Source organism: Aquimarina agarivorans (assembly GCF_000218485.1).
GTDB lineage: Bacteria > Bacteroidota > Bacteroidia > Flavobacteriales > Flavobacteriaceae > Aquimarina > Aquimarina agarivorans.
This window is the reverse complement of sequence record NZ_AFPB01000156.1, coordinates 56,425-74,000: the sequence shown is the minus strand read 5'-3', so window position 1 is coordinate 74,000 and position 17,576 is coordinate 56,425. Positions and strand designations below refer to the sequence as shown.

Genomic DNA, 17,576 nt, shown 5'->3' with positions numbered 1-17,576 from the left:
TTAATAAGAAAATTTTCATTCAATAAGAAACTTATACGGACTTGGAGTTTATGCAAAAGTCTATAAAGGAATAACACGTAAGTTAGTCACTTCGTTAAAATTAAGTGGCAATTACAACACAATACATATAAATGGTACATCAAATACAAATAATCGTTTTATAATACAACTCCAACCAGGACTTTCATATTTTATTTCTGAAAAATTAGCTTTAGAAGCCTCCATTAGTAATTTAAGATATGCTAAAACTTACGATGATATAAATGCTTTTGAGACTAAAAATGATCGATTCTCATTTTCAATTGACACTTCTGATATTAACTTAGGTGTAGCTTATTACTTTTGATATTAAAGCAAAAAGACCATCCTAAAACTGGACGGTCTTTTGTATATAAATTCTATCTATAGCTATTAGTTTCCTTTAGCGTAATCTTCTAAAAATTTAGCTAAACCGATATCTGTTAATGGGTGCTTTAATAAACCTTTAATAGCACTTAATGGACCTGTCATTACATCAGATCCTAACTTAGCACAGTTTACAATATGCATTGTATTACGTACCGAAGCCGCCAAAATTTCAGTTCCAAAACCGTAATTATCATACACTAATCTGATTTCATCAATTAAATTCATCCCATCAGTTGAAATATCATCTAAACGACCTAAAAATGGAGATACGTAAGTGGCACCAGCTTTAGCTGCTAAAATAGCTTGACCAACAGAAAATACTAATGTTACATTAGTCTTAATTCCTTTGTCTGAAAAATATTTACAAGCTTTAATTCCATCTTCAATTAATGGCAATTTAACTACAATTTGAGGATTCAAAGCAGCAAGCTCTTCTCCTTGTTTAACCATACCTTCGTAATCTGTAGCAATTACTTCAGCAGAAACATCTCCATCAACAATCTCACAGATTTTTTTATAGTGATTCAAAATATTAGCCTCTCCAGTAATGCCTTCTTTAGCCATTAATGATGGGTTTGTTGTTACACCATCTAAAACTCCTAAATCTTGAGCTTCTTTAATTTGATCAAGATTTGCTGTATCAATAAAAAATTTCATTATTATCTATTTTGAATGTTATTAATAAAGTAATTGTTTCGCTTTCGCGAAGTTTAACAAAATTACAACTTATAATGGTTTAGTAGTAATTTTTCATAGGTTTTATCTGGTAAAATTCGCTTTAAAAAAACCGAAAACTTTTGCATAAAAGCACCTACTTTATAATGAATTCGAGGATTGGGGGTTTGTATAATTTTTTCAATTATAATTCCAACTTCTTTAGGGTCACCGCCATCATCCACATGGGCATCCATCAAATCCAGGGACATTTGGTAATTTTTTTGATAGTCCGAGCCTTCAATTACTGGTGCATGATATCTCCCTCCAGCAATATTGGTAGCAAAATCACCTGGCGCTAAATTCGCTACCTTAATTCCAAAAGACATAACTTCCATTCGAATGGCTTCCGTGGTTACCTCCAAAGCAGCTTTTGACGCACTGTAAACACCCCTAAAAGGCAATCCCATGTACCCCGCAATTGATGTTACATTTATTATTAACCCTGTTTTTTGTTTTCGCATTTGTGGCAATACCCCCTTCATAACTTTTATTGCTCCAAAATAATTCGTTTCAAAATGGTTGCAAATTTCATTATCGGGGATTTCCTCCACTGGTCCCGTTATACCTACACCTGCATTATTAACCAATACATCAATACGGCCTTCCTTTGCAATTAAATCATTTACTGCTTTTTTAATAGTATCCGTTTTGGTTACATCTAAAGTTAGTAAAGGAAAGTGAATAAAATTTGAATAATTAGCCACATTACGTGTGGTTCCGTAAACTATATATCCTTTTTGACTTAAATAAATTCCTACGGCTTTACCAATACCCGAAGATCCGCCTGTAATTAAAATTACTTTTTTAGTGACTGACATAAAGTTATAAATGAAAAATTTATCTGAAAGATAAATTGAATTCTGCAACCGACAAATAGCAAAGTGTATTTTAAAAAAGTGCGATTAATTGTATAGAAAATCTAAAAATAAGGCACAAAAAAAGGCAAGCTACCTACATCACACTGCTACGACCGTCTACCCTTGCTGCGTTCCCACCCTGGGGGATTCAACAGGAGCTAGTTGTGTAGGACTTGCCGGGTGCAAATATACAACGCTTTTTATATTTTAAAACTATTATTATAAAAAGATTTTTAGAATAAATTAACCCGCTATTAAACAGTGAATAACTAAAAAAATAAGCTGCAATGAGTATAATTTGAGGTTAATTTAAACCAGATTATGTTTTCGTAGTGTTGGCAAAAACATTTTATAAACTAAAAACTCTAAAATTTTTAGCTTCAATTATAGGCTACAATTACATAAAAAACCACAATTAGAATTTTGAAGCAAGCTGATTTTTGAACTAAACAAAAATGATTAGTATTTTAATGGTCAAGCCAGAAAAGATAGGTGCCGTTGACAACCAGAATTTACCGTAATTAAAATGACACTAGTTTCAACTTTAAATTACTCAGGTAGAATTTAGAAATTTTTTATTTGAACGGGAAAGAAAATATAAGTTTAACCTTAGCTTAGGCGAAGTTTTAGTTTTCAAGCAAAACAACCCTCCTTTTAAATAAATAATTTTACGATAAATACAGCATTAGTAAGAGTATTAACAAGTATTCTTTTGATGGAAACAGTATTTATCCTGTAATGTAAATTAAAATAAATATATTCGTTTGGTAGAAAATAGAAATTCATGAATTTACTCAATATATTTAAAATAAGTCTGGTAGCGATTTGTATTACTTCTTGCGGAAGCGACAAAAAAGCCAATACTCATAAATTTTCGCTTGATGCTACACAAAAAGGTACCTTTAAACTTGGCCAGACCCTTAAAGTAGTTCCGAAAAGTAAAGCTGAAGCCACCATAGATTCTATAAAATACCAATTCCAAAATCAAACTATTGCCGTTAAAGGAAACGCGCCTTTGGAAATCAAATTAAATACACATTTACTTGGTAATCACGTTGTGGATGCCCGTATTTTTTCTAACGGAAGTGAAGAACAACATACACAAAAAGTGATTGTTTTAAACGACAAGGCTCCTAAAATTTACAATTACAAGCTCATTAACACTTATCCACATAACACGGAGCACTATGTACAGGGCTTGGAATTTAAAGGTGACAACTTATACGAAAGTGCTGGTCATTATAAAAAATCAAAATTGTTACAAAAGGACTTAATTACAGGTAAAACCTTAAAAGAACACGCTTTAAAAGACAATTATTTCGCCGAGGGTTTGACAATTATAGGCAACAAAATTCATCAACTTACCTGGCAGGAAGATTTAGGTTTCACCTATGATATTGATACGTTTAAAGAGATAGGCACTTTTGCTTACAATAAAAGTAAACAAGGTTGGGGATTATGCCACAGCGATACATACATTTATAAAAGTGATGGTACTACTAAAATATGGAAACTAAATCCTGAAACGCTTGCTGAAGAAGGATATATTGAAGTGGCAACAAATACTGCTATTAAATCGCGTTTTAATGAATTGGAATGGGTAAATGGAAAAATTTATGCTAACACCTATCAAAAACCGAGTATTGCTATTATTAATCCAAAAAATGGAGCCATTGAAGGTTTAATTAATTTAAAAGGATTAGTAAAAAAAGTAGGAGTTAACCCCAACGATGCTGATTATGTACTTAACGGAATTGCATACAAACCCGAAACCAATCAATTATACGTAACTGGAAAATATTGGAAAAGTTTGTTTGAAATTGAGGTTGTGGACTAATACCGTTACTTTTTTTTCTAACTTAGTTTCAACTTAAAATATAAGTTGGAACTAAGTAACGAAAACGATACACTTGTATAAAAACCTACAAATCAGTATAAATTAAAATTTTAAAATACTGTTTTTCAGTAATTTAAACTTAAAAAAAGCTTTCCTACATTAAGCCAAATATAAATCGTACTTTTGCAGCTTATTTAAAATAATATATGAGTACATTTAAAACATTAGGGTTAGGAGAAGCATTGCTACAGGCTATAGATGCCATGGGCTTCGTAGAACCCAGTGAAGTTCAAGCAAAAGCAATCCCAATTCTTTTAGAGCAGGATACCGATATTGTGGCTTTAGCACAAACGGGAACCGGAAAAACCGCTGCTTTTGGTTTTCCTCTAATTGAAAAAATTGACCCTAGTAGTAAAAAAACTCAAGGTTTAATTCTGTCGCCAACACGTGAACTGTGTTTGCAAATTGCGCAGGAAATTAAAAACTACAGTAAGTTTATTCCTAAATTAAATTCCGTTGCCGTTTATGGTGGGGCTAGTATTCACGATCAGGCACGCGACATCAAGCGTGGAGCGCAAATTATTGTGGCTACGCCTGGTCGTATGCAAGATATGATTAATCGTGGTTTAGTGGATATATCGCAAATTGGATACTGTGTATTGGATGAAGCGGATGAAATGCTAAACATGGGGTTTTATGAGGACATTACTAAAATCCTTTCGCACACACCGGACGAAAAATCAACTTGGTTATTTTCTGCAACTATGCCTAGAGAAGTTGCTACTATAGCCAAAAAATTTATGAGTAATCCTGTTGAAATTACTGTAGGCTCTAAAAATTCATCAAATAAAAATGTAAAACATGAATATTACGTAGTTAGCGCTCGTGATCGTTATCCTACGTTAAAACGTTTGGCTGATGCCAATCCTTCAATTTTTGCCGTTATATTTTGTAGAACAAAAAGAGATACCCAATCTATTGCCGAAAAATTAATTGAAGATGGTTATAGCGCCGCTGCATTGCACGGGGATTTAAGTCAAAACCAACGTGACTTGGTTATGAAAAGTTTCCGTAACCGACAAATACAAATGTTAGTAGCTACCGATGTGGCTGCCCGTGGTATTGATGTAAACGATATTACTCACGTAATTAATTATCAATTACCTGATGAAAATGAAACTTACAATCACCGTAGTGGTCGTACTGGTAGGGCTGGTAAAGATGGAGTTTCAATAGTAATTACTACCAAAAGTGATGTGCGTAAAATAAAAAGTTTAGAACGTACCTTACAAACTACTTTTGAAGCAAAAACTGTTCCTACTGGTAAAGAAATTTGTAAAATTCAATTATTCAACCTTGCGGAGAAGATTGAAACCACTGAGGTGAATGACGAAGTTGATGAGTACTTACCTGAAATTAATTCACATTTAGAACACCTTTCTAAAGAAGAATTAATTAAAAAATTGGTTACTGTAGAGTTTACGCGTTTTCACAATTATTATAAAAAATCAAGAGACATTCAAGCTGTTGATCCTAGTAGTAAAGGTGGTGATTATGGCGATGGCAAAAGCACGCGTTTCTTCATTAATATTGGGGAAAAGGACGGTTACAATTGGATGAACCTTAAAGATTTCTTGAAAGAAACATTAAATTTAGGGAGAGACTCAGTAAGCCGTGTTGATGTAAAAGAAAAATTCTCTTTCTTTAACACTGATAACGATCAAAAAGAGGCTGTTTTAGCTGCTTTTGAAAATATTGTAGTCGATGGAAGAAAAGTAAATATTGAAATTTCTGAAAATCGTGGAGGCGGCAGAGGTCGCGGTGATCGACGTGGTGGTGGTCGCAAGAACGGCGGAGGACGTGGAGGTTTCCGTGGGGATCGCAGAAATGGTGGCGAACGCAAAGATAATTACAAAGGAAACCGAGACGGAGACCGTAAAGATCGAAACGAAAATAGTGGCGGTAGAGATCGCAGAAAGCGTAGAGATAGGTATTAATTATTAGTAGTGTTACTACTAACCATAAATTTAAAAAACGGTACCCTTATAAATTTGGTACCGTTTTTGGTTTATAAAGTTGTAACAAATGGCATGCAACAACGTTTATTGTAGGAAAAATAATCATTAAGCCCATCAGCGAATAATAACCATGCTTTTTTTTACACTAATTACAGATAGTTTTTTACATTTGATCGACTTATTTGTTTTATGAAATACCTTTTAATTTTTCTTTTTACACTAATTTCCGGTTCTAGTCTGCTTTATGGACAAGAAAAACCAGTTTCCATAAAAGGACGTGTGTTAAATGCAGCTGATGACAAAATTCTTGAAAACGTACACATTATCAATTTAAACAGTATTAAAGGAACAATTACTGATAAAAATGGTGAATTTACTATTGATGCCACTGTAAATGATACCCTATATTTTTCTTATATCGGATTTCAACCACTAAAAGCGCGAGTAACAAATGATTGGATCAAATACGGTAACGTAAAAGTTAAATTGACTGAGGTTGGATTGGCATTACAGGAAGTTGTGGTATCTGCTCATAATTTGACAGGATTTGTTGAAGTGGATTTTAAAAATATTCCCATTTACAACAATGCAAATCGCTATCAAATTCCTGGTATCAGTTCAGGTTATGAGGGAGGCTCCAAAAGAAGTGCTACTGCCAGAATAGTAAATTCTATACTAAATCCCGTAAATTCTTTGTATAATATCTTCTCCCGTAAGGGAAAACAACTCCGTAATTTACGTAAGGTAAAAAAGGACGACGAAATTAGAAATTTACTCCAAAATAAATTTGATAGAGAAACCTTAACCACGTTACTTCAAGTAGACAAAGTAGATATTGATGAGATTTTGCTGCAATGTAAATACTCCAAACAATTCATTAAAACTGCTAATGATTTACAAATTTTAGATGCTATTAGCGAGTGCTATGAGGAATATAAAGTATTAAATAGAGACAAGTAAATAGTTAAAATTGCTTAATTGAATATCTTCGTAATACCTCAAGATCTTTTGTTGAAATTTTTTGTTTGGGAAGGTACACTTTTAAGCCTTTTTGGATAGCCAAAGAAAAATAATTTTCGCGTTCTTTAATTTCCTTAAATTTTTCAAAATTAGTTGTAGATCGATTGCCGCTAGTTATAAGTGTAATGTCATTATCAGTGGTTTCAACAGACATTTCAATTGTTTTAAAATACTCCCTTTTGGTTAGCATGAAAATCCAAGGTTTACATATATAGTAAATGGCAAAAAAGATCATAAAATATAATTGACTAAAATCTCTGTACCCATCAACATACATATTAATTGCCATAAGTAATAAAAGTGGTCCGACTGCAAACCTTAAAACTGAAATGAGTATCCCATTGCCAAAATAATACTCATTAATATACGTTTTTATTCTTTCAGATCTTTCAATCACCATTTTGCTTCAATTTATCGCTTTAACAGTTTTATAGTATATTCTTTCCGCGATTTGTTGTTCAAATGACGCTCTCGTAGCCATGGGTTTTCCTGCTTAAGCTCTTTATAAGTCATGTTAAACTTTATTGCAAAATCAGCAAAATTAGTTACTGGAGTATCCACGGAAACTTCATAAGTTTCAGGTAATTTGTATAAGTGTTTATCTGAAAAATTGAATCCGTATTTGTCCGTATTACATAAAATTTCTTTTAAAGCAATAATTCGAAATACGTACCTACCTGTTTCCTGCCCTAAAAGCAAATCATAATAATCAGTAACTTTTTGCTCTTTCATACGCCGTTGAATGCCATTGTTACCTCCATTATAACCAGCTGCTGCCAGTGTCCATGAACCCAATCTTTCTTTTGATTTTAGCAAATACTTGCAAGCAGCTTCCGTAGCTTTTTCAATATGGTAGCGTTCGTCCACATTTTTATTTACTTCTAATCCAAGTTCGCGACCCGTACCCGCTAAAATTTGCCAGAATCCTTTTGCCCCTGCAGGAGAAACCGCCTGGGTCAAACCACTTTCAATAACTGCTAAATACTTAAAATCATTAGGAACTCCGTAATGCTTCAAAATAGGTTCAATAATAGGAAAGTATTTTTTAGAGCGCTTAATTAAAAGCAATCCATTTGATTGCCAATAAGTATTTACCAATAATTCTCTATCCATTCGCTCAAAAACATCGGGTTGTTCGAGCGGAACAGGTTCATTTGCAAAATTTAAGTTACGAGGCATATCCAAAGCATATACGTTGTAATCGTTCAAATTTCGGTTCTTATCAGTATCGTTTTTAGGGTATTGTGAAGCAAAAACAAGTATACCACTTATAGCAACTACACCCGTAAGAGACAAAACTCTTTGTATTAAATTCATTCAGTAACTATTTAAATACAAGATACGAAGAAGTAAATTCCTTAGAAAACTAGGCCTCTATTAATTTCGGTAAATTTTCATTAAACCAACGCACCCTGCTCATGATCATTACGTGCGATCCTTCGGGGATTGTAATACAATCTTTTACATTTTTTATTGGAAATACAATATCTTTTTCACCATGAATATGGATACTACCTTTTATAGGCACCTCTTGATCCCAACACAATACTTGTTCTATAGACCAATCCATGTAATGTTTATCTGTTATTGTAAGATACTTCCTGTAAATAGTTGCTATTTTTTTAGATCCCTTAGTCATAAATAGCTTTTGCCAATCAAAATCAAGCAAAGAAGTAGGTAATATTTTATATAATTTACTTTTTTGTAACATTTTGAAACATTTTGGTAATTCGTGTTTGGTTTTTACACTTGATACTACAAGAAGTTTCCTTAAGGTTAAAAAACGACTCATTTCTTGCACCACTATTCCTCCAAAAGAGACCCCCAGCAATACAGCATTAGGCTCGGTAACTTCCTTAGCCATACGCTTGGCATATTGTGGTAAGGTTTCATTTTTTTTGGGTATTTTCCACGAAATGACATGTACCACATAATTTGCAGGAAGTTTAATTCCTTCAAAAATAGTTTCGTTGGCAGACATTCCTGGTACAAAATAAATATGAATAGGGTCTTTTGTCATTGTAGCTTTTACTAACACCGCAAAATAAAAGATTTCAATAACAACAATCAATCTTTTACAAATCTTTATAAAAAAGTAATTTTTGTGATTAAATTAAGTCCTGCTTAAAAATTTATATTTCATATAATACGTTACATCCAGCTATAAAAATGATGTTAATGCTTTTCATGTTTAGCCTCCTTTGTACAAAAAAAACACTAACAAAATTGTTAAATATTTGAATACGCACACTAAAACTACCAAAACAACGTTAAATAACTAATTATTAAAATAGTACAGTACTTTTAGTAGTATATTGAAGACACCCAACTTCACACAACATTATCACGAATTCCTCCTACTTTTTGCTATGAGCCTAAGCATAGCCACAAATAACCTTAAATAATATTTTTAAATGGATACAATAGTACTTGAAGTAAATGATAATGAATTTTTAAGACAGTTTGAAACTACTATTGAAAATCAGAAAGCCGTTATTGAGTATGCCACGCAACCACGAAGCGTTTTTTTAACTAAACTAATCATGGATGAATCACTAATCGATAAAGGCTATGACGAACTATTTATAAAAACTGTATTTGAAATCATTGATCAACGCAACACTAGGATGGTACCTACTTGTCCAAAAATTGCTAGTTACTTCAAAAAAAACCGAAGAAAATACAAAGCATTACTCCCTGTGGGAATGAGTCTGTAGTATTTTAAGTTTACAAATACACATAGCTAGAATGTCTTTGTTTTATTCCTTTTTTGCCTTTAATAAAAAGACTGAATTGCTTCCTAAAAGCCCAAAGCTTTTTTAATGGAAGCAGTTTCTTTTTGAATAGGTTTAATAAATACTACAGCTACCAAACCATCTGTATCAATATTGAGTAGTTTTACCTGTTCTATAGTATTCACCAATGCTGGATTCCATGGCGCTTTCACTTTAATATAATTTTCAGTAAACCCTATAATATATCCTTCTTTATTTTCGGCTTCAAATAACACACTCCGCTGACTACCAAGTTGCGATTCGTAAAAAGCACGTCGTTTTTTTACTGATAAACCGCGTAACATTTTACTGCGCTTTGCTCTTACTTTTGCAGGCACTACCCCTTTCATAACTGCAGCCTCCGTGTTTTCGCGCTCGGAATATGTAAACACATGCAAGTAAGATATAGGCAATTCATTTAAAAAATTATATGTTTCTAAAAACAACTCATCTGTTTCTCCTGGGAAACCCACAATTACATCCACCCCAATGCAGGCGTGTGGCATTACAGCTTTAATTTGAGTAACACGATCAACATACACATTACTTAAATAGCGACGCTTCATTAACTTAAGTAGTTCATCCGAACCTGATTGTAATGGAATGTGAAAATGCGGCACAAAACAATTTGAACTTGCCACAAAATCAATAGTTTCGTTTTTTAATAAATTTGGCTCAATGGATGATATGCGCAAACGTTCAATACCATTAACCGCATCCAACGCTTTCACTAATTCAAAAAAAGTATGTTCATGCTTTTTATTACCAAATTCTCCTTTACCATAATCTCCAATATTCACTCCCGTTAATACAATCTCTTTAATGCCTTTGGCGCTAATTTCAGCAGCATTTTTCAATACATTTTTTAACGTATCACTGCGCGAAATTCCACGTGCTAACGGAATAGTACAATAGGTACATTTATAGTCACATCCATCTTGCACCTTTAAAAACGCTCGCGTCCGATCGCCAATGGAATAGGAACCTACATAAAAATCAGCCGCTTCAATTTCACATGAATGTACTGTTCCCTCATCATTTTTTGTCAAATCATCAATATAATTTACAATATTGAATTTTTCCGTAGCACCAAGCACCAAATCCACTCCATCAACTGCTGCCAATTCTTCTGGTTTTAATTGAGCATAGCACCCAACCGCAGCCACAAAAGCATTTTCATTAGCTTTTAATGCCTGTTTTACAATTGTTTTAAAACGCTTATCCGCATTTTCAGTTACCGAGCATGTATTGATCACATACAAATCAGCTGCATCCGAAAAATCCACGCGTTCAAATCCTTCGTTTGAAATATTACGCGCAATAGTTGACGTTTCTGAAAAATTCAACTTACATCCTAAGGTATAAAATGCTACTTTTTTAGGCTGAGCCATAAATATTTATTCCTATCTGTTATCTTTACTATTTACTAGCTTCCCGATTGTCTTTTTTCGGGATTGCAAAGATACCAACAATAATCCTTTTAAAAAATTGAAAACTACGCTGTTCCGCTCACTTCCTATATTACTAATAACACTTTTATGCATTAGTTGCGCAAATACAACTACTGGCAATCGTGATCACTTAGTTTTCAGGTATAATGAAAGCGCAAATATTACCACGTTGGATCCCGCTTTCGCTAGAAATAAAGAAAATATCTGGGGAACAAATCAACTTTACAACAGTTTAGTGCAATTGGATGATGACTTAAAAATTATTCCTGACATCGCTAAGCATTGGGAAATTTCGGAAGACCTAAAAACGTATACTTTTACCTTACGTAACGATGTCTATTTTCATAAACACGTGCAATTTAACACCCAAGATAGTACCCGTACAGTTGTTGCCGATGATTTTACATTTAGTTTTGACCGATTAAAAGATCCCAAAGTAGCCTCTCCTGGCAATTGGGTATTGGATAAAGTTGAAAGCTACCAAGCAATCAATGATACTGTTTTCCAAATAAAGTTAACGCAAGCGTTTCCTGCCTATTTGGGTTTGTTAAGCATGCGTTATTGTTCGGTAATACCGAAAGAAATTGTAACCCATTACGGAAATGAATTCCGCAGAAATCCTATTGGCACAGGACCTTTTCAATTTAAAGCCTGGGAAGAAAACACAAAACTAGTGTTTAGACGCAATCCTCTTTATTTTGAAAAAGACAAAAATGGGCAACAACTCCCGTATTTAGAAGCAGTTGCTATTACCTTTTTACCAGATAAGCAGAGCGAATTTTTACAGTTTATACAAGGTAATTTAGATTTAATGAATGATATTGACAGCTCTTTTAAAGATGATTTATTGACACAAACCGGAAAACTGCAACCTCGGTATACTAACAAAATAATATTAGAAAAAAGCCCTTTCTTAAATTCAGTATATATTGGTTTTTACTTAGGCGAAAGTGACATGCCTGTAAACAATATCAATTTACGTAAAGCGATTAATTATAGCTTTGACCGCAAAGCTATGATTACATACCTGAGAAACGGAATAGGAACACCTGCTCTCGGAGGGTTTATACCCATGGGAATTGAAGGTTACAGTGGTAAAAAAGGCTTCGATTTTAATCAAAAATTAGCAAAAAAACACCTAAAAAAATACATAGAAGAAACTAAAGACACACAGCCAAGTATCAGAATAGCCACTGTTTCGGATTATGTGAGTTTGTGCGAATTCATACAACGGGAATTACAAAAAATTGGTATTGAAGTGATGGTAGACGTGATGCCCGCACCAACACTACGAAAACAAAAACATGCCGGTAAATTGGAACTTTTTAGAGCTAGCTGGATAGCTGATTACCCAGATGCAGAAAATTTTATGCTCCCCTACTACAGCCAAAATTTTACGCCTAATGGTCCTAATTATACTCATTTTAAAAACAAAACTTTTGATAAACTTTATGAAAAAAGTTTTATGATTCCTGATTTAGAAATCCGCAAGGTGTTGTATCAACAAATGGACTCTATAATTATTGCCGAAGCTCCTATAATACCTTTGTACTACGATGAATTTGTAAGATTCACCCAAAAAAATGTGTCTGGAATTCCCAAAAATCCTCAAAATTTTCTATTCCTTAAAACAGCAAAAAAATGTTTGAAATAATTAGTTGTTATTATGAAAATTTACCTCAGCTTTAAAACTGATACTTTGCCCCTACTAGAAGCTGAATTCCTTGTACTGGATAATCCAACCAGCGCTCATAGTTTTGTCCAGTCAAATTATTTGCCATAACAAATGCTGCCAAACGCTTAGTAACTTTATAATCTGCACGTAAATTAACATCAAAATAGCCATCAATATCTACAAAATCAAATCCTCCGAGTCGATTAATATCTTGCCTTGCTCCAATATAATAAACGTTGGCTCCTGCTTTCCACTTCTCATTAATTAAATAATTTGCTTTAATAGCTGTAGTAAACGTAGGCGTATTTAATGGCTCACTAGGTGTTTCATTAAATACAGCAAACATAGTTTGTAAGTGCATATTAAAATTTTCTTGCACATCATAGTCAATATCAGCAGTAACCCTACCTACTTTATAGTCTTGATAAAAATATCCAAATGAATTATTAAACTCATAACCTAAGGGCTCATTTGTTAGGTTTGATGTTGGGTTTTTTATGTAAGCCGCATAATCATCAACAAACTCTACGTCTCCTTTTAATTTATAAGTAAAACTTTCGCTCAAGTGTCCTTGAATTCCTAAAAAGAAATTAAATAATTGATTGGTTGGTGTAAGTAAAATCCCTGGTGATACAAATGGATTCCCTTCGGCTGCACTATGATACGTATTTTGCTTAATCCCCCCGGTTACACCTCCAAATGCATTTAAATTATAGGCTTCAAATGTGTAATTAGCTGTAACATTTGGATACAGTGCTAATTTCACTTCACTATCTTCAAAATTATTGTTTAAGTATCCTGAAAATCCAACCTTAAAATCAATATCTCTAAAATTTAACGCCACTGTCGGATGGATTCCTAATACTAAAAAACTATACGTTGAGTTTTCAATAGTATTATTTTCAGCAAACTCACCGCTTAGGTAATCTAAATTTACAGGTATTGAAATTGGATAATCATCCAGCGGAACTGTAAATTTTGGATTTAAAATTAGATTATTTTCAGAACTATCAAAATCATCTCGAAAATGTCTAAAACGGAACGAGGCTGCGTTAAAAATAGCATTGTTTGATTGTAAATTGCCTCCAAAATTAACATCAATAAAACTATGCGATGGATCAATTGCATTAAATTGATCTTCAGTAATAGCTAAGTTATCCGCCAAACCGTACCAATTATATAACTGATGCTGTGCTTCTAAATCGATGTTCCACTGACTGCGCTTTTGTTGTTTTCCAAAAGCTAGTTGTAAGCCGGTATCATAAAAAAAATCATCAAGCCGCACGTCTTTGATGCCGCCCTGAGAGGATTGATGTTCTAGCAAGGCTGTAAATTGACTTTCGCTATTAATATCAATACTACTAAAAACCTCAGCCAACACGTTCCCAAAATTTCCTGCACCCAACAAGGCATAGTTTTTAAATGTTGCTTCGGGCGCTTCTTTTTTAACCGCTATTGATTTTGTTTTTTCGGGTTCAAATGTACTTGCTACTGGCACCGAATTAATGGTAAATTTCAAAGGTTCCTTTGGCGACTTTTCAGGCGCATCAAAATTTGGTTCGGGATGAATTTTAAACGCATCATTTATGGTTGGGTTGAATGTTTTAACAATTACTACCTTTTCGGTACTTAAGGTATCACTTTCATTTTTTTTTGTTTGCGAATAACCTAACATTCCCATAAAAAAAACAAAAAGTAACGTACTTTTATTTTTAAAAAGTAAACTCATAAAAAATTGATTCTTATTCTTTAATTGATGAATTCGTTTTAGCTTCCTCTGCCCTAATTGTTTGCAACAAACTTTTGGCTTCAGCAACCACTTCCGGATATTCAGTAAATTCCTTTGATATAGATTCTAATAAATAGGTTGCTTGGTAAGCATCCCCCAAACCATTAAAGTTTTTAGCCATTAGCACTAAACCTTTAGCTCCATACTCCTTGTATGCTGAATAGTCTTTCGCTAATTGCTGTACATAGTTGTTGGAAATTTCAAAATCTTTATTATTCGTGCTAAAATTAGCCAAATTGTATATAGCTTCTGCGCCAAGCTTACCCGTAGCTATTTTTGCAACTTCTGCGTAAGCTTGCTTTGCCTCATCGTATTTACCTAATGCTAATGCCGCCCTGGCTTTGTAAATTTTAGCATCTGCTTTTATAGATGTTTCAATATTAGTATTGGCTAAAACTTTTTCTGCATAAGCCAACGTTTCATCAAATTGTTTTTGTTCATAAAATGATTTCATCAAATTAGATTGAGCAAAAATGGTGTTTTGATCAAAATCAGCAATTTTTTCCAGTCTTTTTAAATAAGGTATGGCCTTGCTGTAAGCTTTGTTTTCCAAATAAGTTTGAGAAATTTTGTACAATGCTGTTTCTGAATATTCATTTTTTTCAAGTGCTGAAACCGCCAAATAATGGGTTAATGCTTTTTCTTTGTTTCCTTTTTTGGAATACAATTGTGCCAAATAAAAATGACTATTTAATTGGTGTAAGCCTTTAGGGAATTCATTTAAATACTTTTCAAAACCTACAATTGCTTTAGCTGTATTATTTTCTTGATAAGGTTTTTCGGCAGCTTCATAAGTAGTATTATCCAACTCCTCATTTGAAATATCAACAAAATCTAAGGATTTTACCCAACTTGCATAAGCATCCGTTTGCCCTAAATCAATGTATACCAAGCGGGCTGTTTTTACTGCTTGTAAAGCTTCAGGGGTATTGGGATGCTCCGCTACTAAAGTTTTGAATTTTCCTAATGCTTTTTGTGATTTATTGTCATTATAAAATATCAACCCTTCTTTTAGTAAGGCTTTTGACACCAATGCGCTATTTGGTAGCTCATTCCTCAATTTAGCGTAATTCGCTAATCCTTTATTGATTTCATCCTTGGCAACATAAGCATTTGCTAAAGCGTAATAAGCATCATCCCTAAAATTTGAGTCCGGAAAATTGACTAAAAACGCTTTCAGGTCTTCAATTTTTCGATTTTGTTTATTTACGAAACCATAACTGATCGCCTTTTGAAAGTGAGCATAGTCGGCACGTTTGTGCTTTTGTGCTATGGCCTTATTATACGTTTCCATTGCTGGCCAATAATTAGCGGTTACAAAATAACTATCCGCCAATCGTAAAGTGGCATCCTGCATGTAAAATTTTTCGGGATTTTTTGCTAAAAACTGATTAAAATGTTTGATGGCTTTAGCATAGGCTTTTATTTTAAAATTACTGTACCCTAACTGATACTCTTTTAGTTTTAATTCGCTCCAATTAGTAGTATTTACATCGGTAATTGCCTCATAATTTGAAATTGCAATAACATAATCTTCCTGCTCATAATAACTTTCGCCTTTCCAGAACAAAGCGCGCTGCGTAAAATCAGTTAAGGCGTTTATGGTAATGGCTCGGTCAAAAAGTAAAATAGCTTCTTTAAAATCTTTTTCTTTAAAAACCTCAAGCCCTCTATAAAACAACACTTTTTGAAATACTTCTTTATTATCAGTTCCCTTTCCAGAATCTAATACCCCAAGTGCTTCCTTATAATTTTTTGTTGACAAGTAAGAATCTACAAGTAGACGGGCAATTTCCTGTTTTTGTGGAGAATCTGGATATTTTAACAAAAATGATTTTAATACCGAAGGTACACTTTCAAATGAATTCCCGATTTCGTAACTCAGTTTTGCATAATTGTAGGTAGCATCTTCTTTTATAATGGCTTCAAAATTCATTTCTGAAGCATTTTTAAATGCATTTAATGCTTGCTGTTTTTGTGCTGATTTTAAATACGCATCCGCAAGATGGTAGTAAGCATTTTGTGATACCGCATTTTTACCATCTATTATTTTATTAAATTGAGATACTGCTTTGCTATAATCTCCATTTTTATAGTATGAATACCCTAACAAATAATAATCAGTATTGCTCCATTTCCCTTTGTTTCCTTTGTAAGCTTCCAGGTATGGTATCGCTTTTTGATATAATTTTAGATTAAAATAACTCTCACCAATAATTTTATTTAGTTGCGATTTATCGTTAGGTTTTGCGGTGGCTAAACGAGGCTCGGCACTATCAATAGCCTTCTGGAAATCTCCTTTCTTAAAATTTCGGTCTGCTTTATAGTAGGAAAGTGTTTTATTGTAATCCTTGGAGTCACTAACTTCATCAAAATAAGTATCCGCCTGTTCGTAATTATTTGCATTATAGGCTATATATCCTAAATAATATTTGGCTTGCTCACCGTATTTTTCAGAACTAGTAACTTTTTGTAATGATTTTTGTGCATCATCATATCTTTTTGAATGATATAAAGAATACCCTTTATTGAAGTAAAACGTTTCTAAAGCCGAGGTGTTTAAACGATTTTTATCAACATCCTGATACCATTTACGAGCACGAGCATATTTACCTACACTAAAATAATAATTACCAACACCTAAAAAAGCACTATTTCTTTTAGGATGCGTTGGATAATCAGTTACAAAATTTGTCATTAAAACATCAGCTCCTTTTTGTTGCATACGAACAGCAGACTGAGCAATGTAGTAAGCGGCATTCGCCCTTATATTTTGATCTTCCGTAGTAGACTGTACTTTTCTGAAAAAACTTTGTGCTGCAGCATACTCCTTATTGTTATATAAATCTAAAGCTTTTTGATAGACGCTATTATTGGTGGTTCTAAAAATTTCAGTTTGTTGCGCCGTAATTAATGTAGAAACCAACACAAAAAACCAGGTAATAATTAAACTTTTCTTCATAAAATAAAAAAATAAACCTTGTTTCAAATATATTAATATACTCCCATTATGAAGGAAATAATGTACAG

Annotated in this window: 14 protein-coding genes and 1 other RNA gene; 6 read left to right on the top strand and 9 right to left on the bottom strand. The window is 33.2% G+C overall.

Translation table 11 applies throughout. The annotated features are described in order from the left end of the window. Positions 1-22 precede the first annotated feature (22 nt). A complete protein-coding gene (locus tag GMC_RS23015) occupies positions 23-346 on the top strand; it encodes an outer membrane beta-barrel protein (protein ID WP_157998165.1) in 324 nt (107 codons plus the stop codon). A gap of 65 nt (positions 347-411) precedes the next feature. Here GMC_RS23015 and fsa read toward each other — a convergent pair whose 3' ends face one another. The 3 genes from fsa to ffs form a co-directional block, all read right to left on the bottom strand. Next, the gene (fsa, locus tag GMC_RS0111880; protein WP_010522339.1) at positions 412-1,065 is read right to left on the bottom strand and encodes a fructose-6-phosphate aldolase; all 654 of its coding nucleotides are present in this window, start codon (positions 1,063-1,065) and stop codon (positions 412-414) included. Positions 1,066-1,127: 62 nt separating this feature from the next. Continuing rightward, complete coding sequence (locus GMC_RS0111875; protein WP_010522338.1) at positions 1,128-1,943, bottom strand: SDR family oxidoreductase; 816 nt, start codon at positions 1,941-1,943, stop codon at positions 1,128-1,130. Positions 1,944-2,062: 119 nt separating this feature from the next. After that, positions 2,063-2,161: signal recognition particle sRNA small type (gene ffs / locus GMC_RS20970), an RNA gene on the bottom strand. 605 nt (positions 2,162-2,766) lie between these two features. On the opposite strand from ffs, the gene GMC_RS0111870 reads away from it, so the two are divergent. From GMC_RS0111870 to GMC_RS0111860, 3 genes are all read left to right on the top strand, one after another. Beyond that, on the top strand, positions 2,767-3,819 hold the full coding sequence (locus GMC_RS0111870) for a glutaminyl-peptide cyclotransferase (protein WP_010522337.1): 1,053 nt from the start codon (positions 2,767-2,769) through the stop codon (positions 3,817-3,819). Between the two features lie 206 nt (positions 3,820-4,025). Continuing rightward, positions 4,026-5,816, top strand: coding sequence for a DEAD/DEAH box helicase (locus tag GMC_RS0111865; protein ID WP_010522336.1), 1,791 nt, complete (start codon positions 4,026-4,028; stop codon positions 5,814-5,816). Between the two features lie 210 nt (positions 5,817-6,026). Beyond that, on the top strand, positions 6,027-6,797 hold the full coding sequence (locus GMC_RS0111860) for a carboxypeptidase-like regulatory domain-containing protein (protein ID WP_010522335.1): 771 nt from the start codon (positions 6,027-6,029) through the stop codon (positions 6,795-6,797). Positions 6,798-6,801: 4 nt separating this feature from the next. On the opposite strand, the gene GMC_RS0111855 is transcribed toward GMC_RS0111860, so the two are convergent. From GMC_RS0111855 to GMC_RS0111845, 3 genes are read right to left on the bottom strand one after another with little or no spacing between them, the layout of a single operon-like run. Continuing rightward, positions 6,802-7,257 (bottom strand): hypothetical protein, encoded by a 456-nt coding sequence (locus tag GMC_RS0111855; protein ID WP_010522334.1) that lies wholly within the window; start codon positions 7,255-7,257, stop codon positions 6,802-6,804. A gap of 11 nt (positions 7,258-7,268) precedes the next feature. Further along, on the bottom strand, positions 7,269-8,174 hold the full coding sequence (locus GMC_RS0111850; RefSeq protein ID WP_010522333.1) for a lytic transglycosylase domain-containing protein: 906 nt from the start codon (positions 8,172-8,174) through the stop codon (positions 7,269-7,271). Between the two features lie 49 nt (positions 8,175-8,223). Then, on the bottom strand, positions 8,224-8,877 hold the full coding sequence (locus GMC_RS0111845) for an alpha/beta hydrolase (protein WP_029489744.1): 654 nt from the start codon (positions 8,875-8,877) through the stop codon (positions 8,224-8,226). Positions 8,878-9,271: 394 nt separating this feature from the next. On the opposite strand from GMC_RS0111845, the gene GMC_RS0111840 reads away from it, so the two are divergent. Further along, positions 9,272-9,574 (top strand): N-acetyltransferase, encoded by a 303-nt coding sequence (locus tag GMC_RS0111840; RefSeq protein ID WP_010522331.1) that lies wholly within the window; start codon positions 9,272-9,274, stop codon positions 9,572-9,574. An 83-nt stretch (positions 9,575-9,657) separates the two neighbouring features. On the opposite strand, the gene mtaB is transcribed toward GMC_RS0111840, so the two are convergent. Further along, positions 9,658-11,022, bottom strand: a complete 1,365-nt coding sequence (gene mtaB, locus GMC_RS0111835) for a tRNA (N(6)-L-threonylcarbamoyladenosine(37)-C(2))-methylthiotransferase MtaB (RefSeq protein WP_010522330.1) — start codon at positions 11,020-11,022, stop codon at positions 9,658-9,660. Between the two features lie 97 nt (positions 11,023-11,119). Here mtaB and GMC_RS0111830 point away from each other — a divergent pair, with 97 nt between their 5' ends. After that, positions 11,120-12,736: an ABC transporter substrate-binding protein gene (locus tag GMC_RS0111830; protein ID WP_010522329.1), complete on the top strand. Its 1,617-nt coding sequence runs from the start codon at positions 11,120-11,122 to the stop codon at positions 12,734-12,736. Between the two features lie 31 nt (positions 12,737-12,767). On the opposite strand, the gene GMC_RS0111825 is transcribed toward GMC_RS0111830, so the two are convergent. Then, the gene (locus GMC_RS0111825) at positions 12,768-14,486 is read right to left on the bottom strand and encodes a TonB-dependent receptor (RefSeq protein WP_010522328.1); all 1,719 of its coding nucleotides are present in this window, start codon (positions 14,484-14,486) and stop codon (positions 12,768-12,770) included. A gap of 13 nt (positions 14,487-14,499) precedes the next feature. Next, positions 14,500-17,508, bottom strand: coding sequence for a tetratricopeptide repeat protein (locus GMC_RS0111820; protein WP_010522327.1), 3,009 nt, complete (start codon positions 17,506-17,508; stop codon positions 14,500-14,502). Positions 17,509-17,576: the final 68 nt, after the last annotated feature.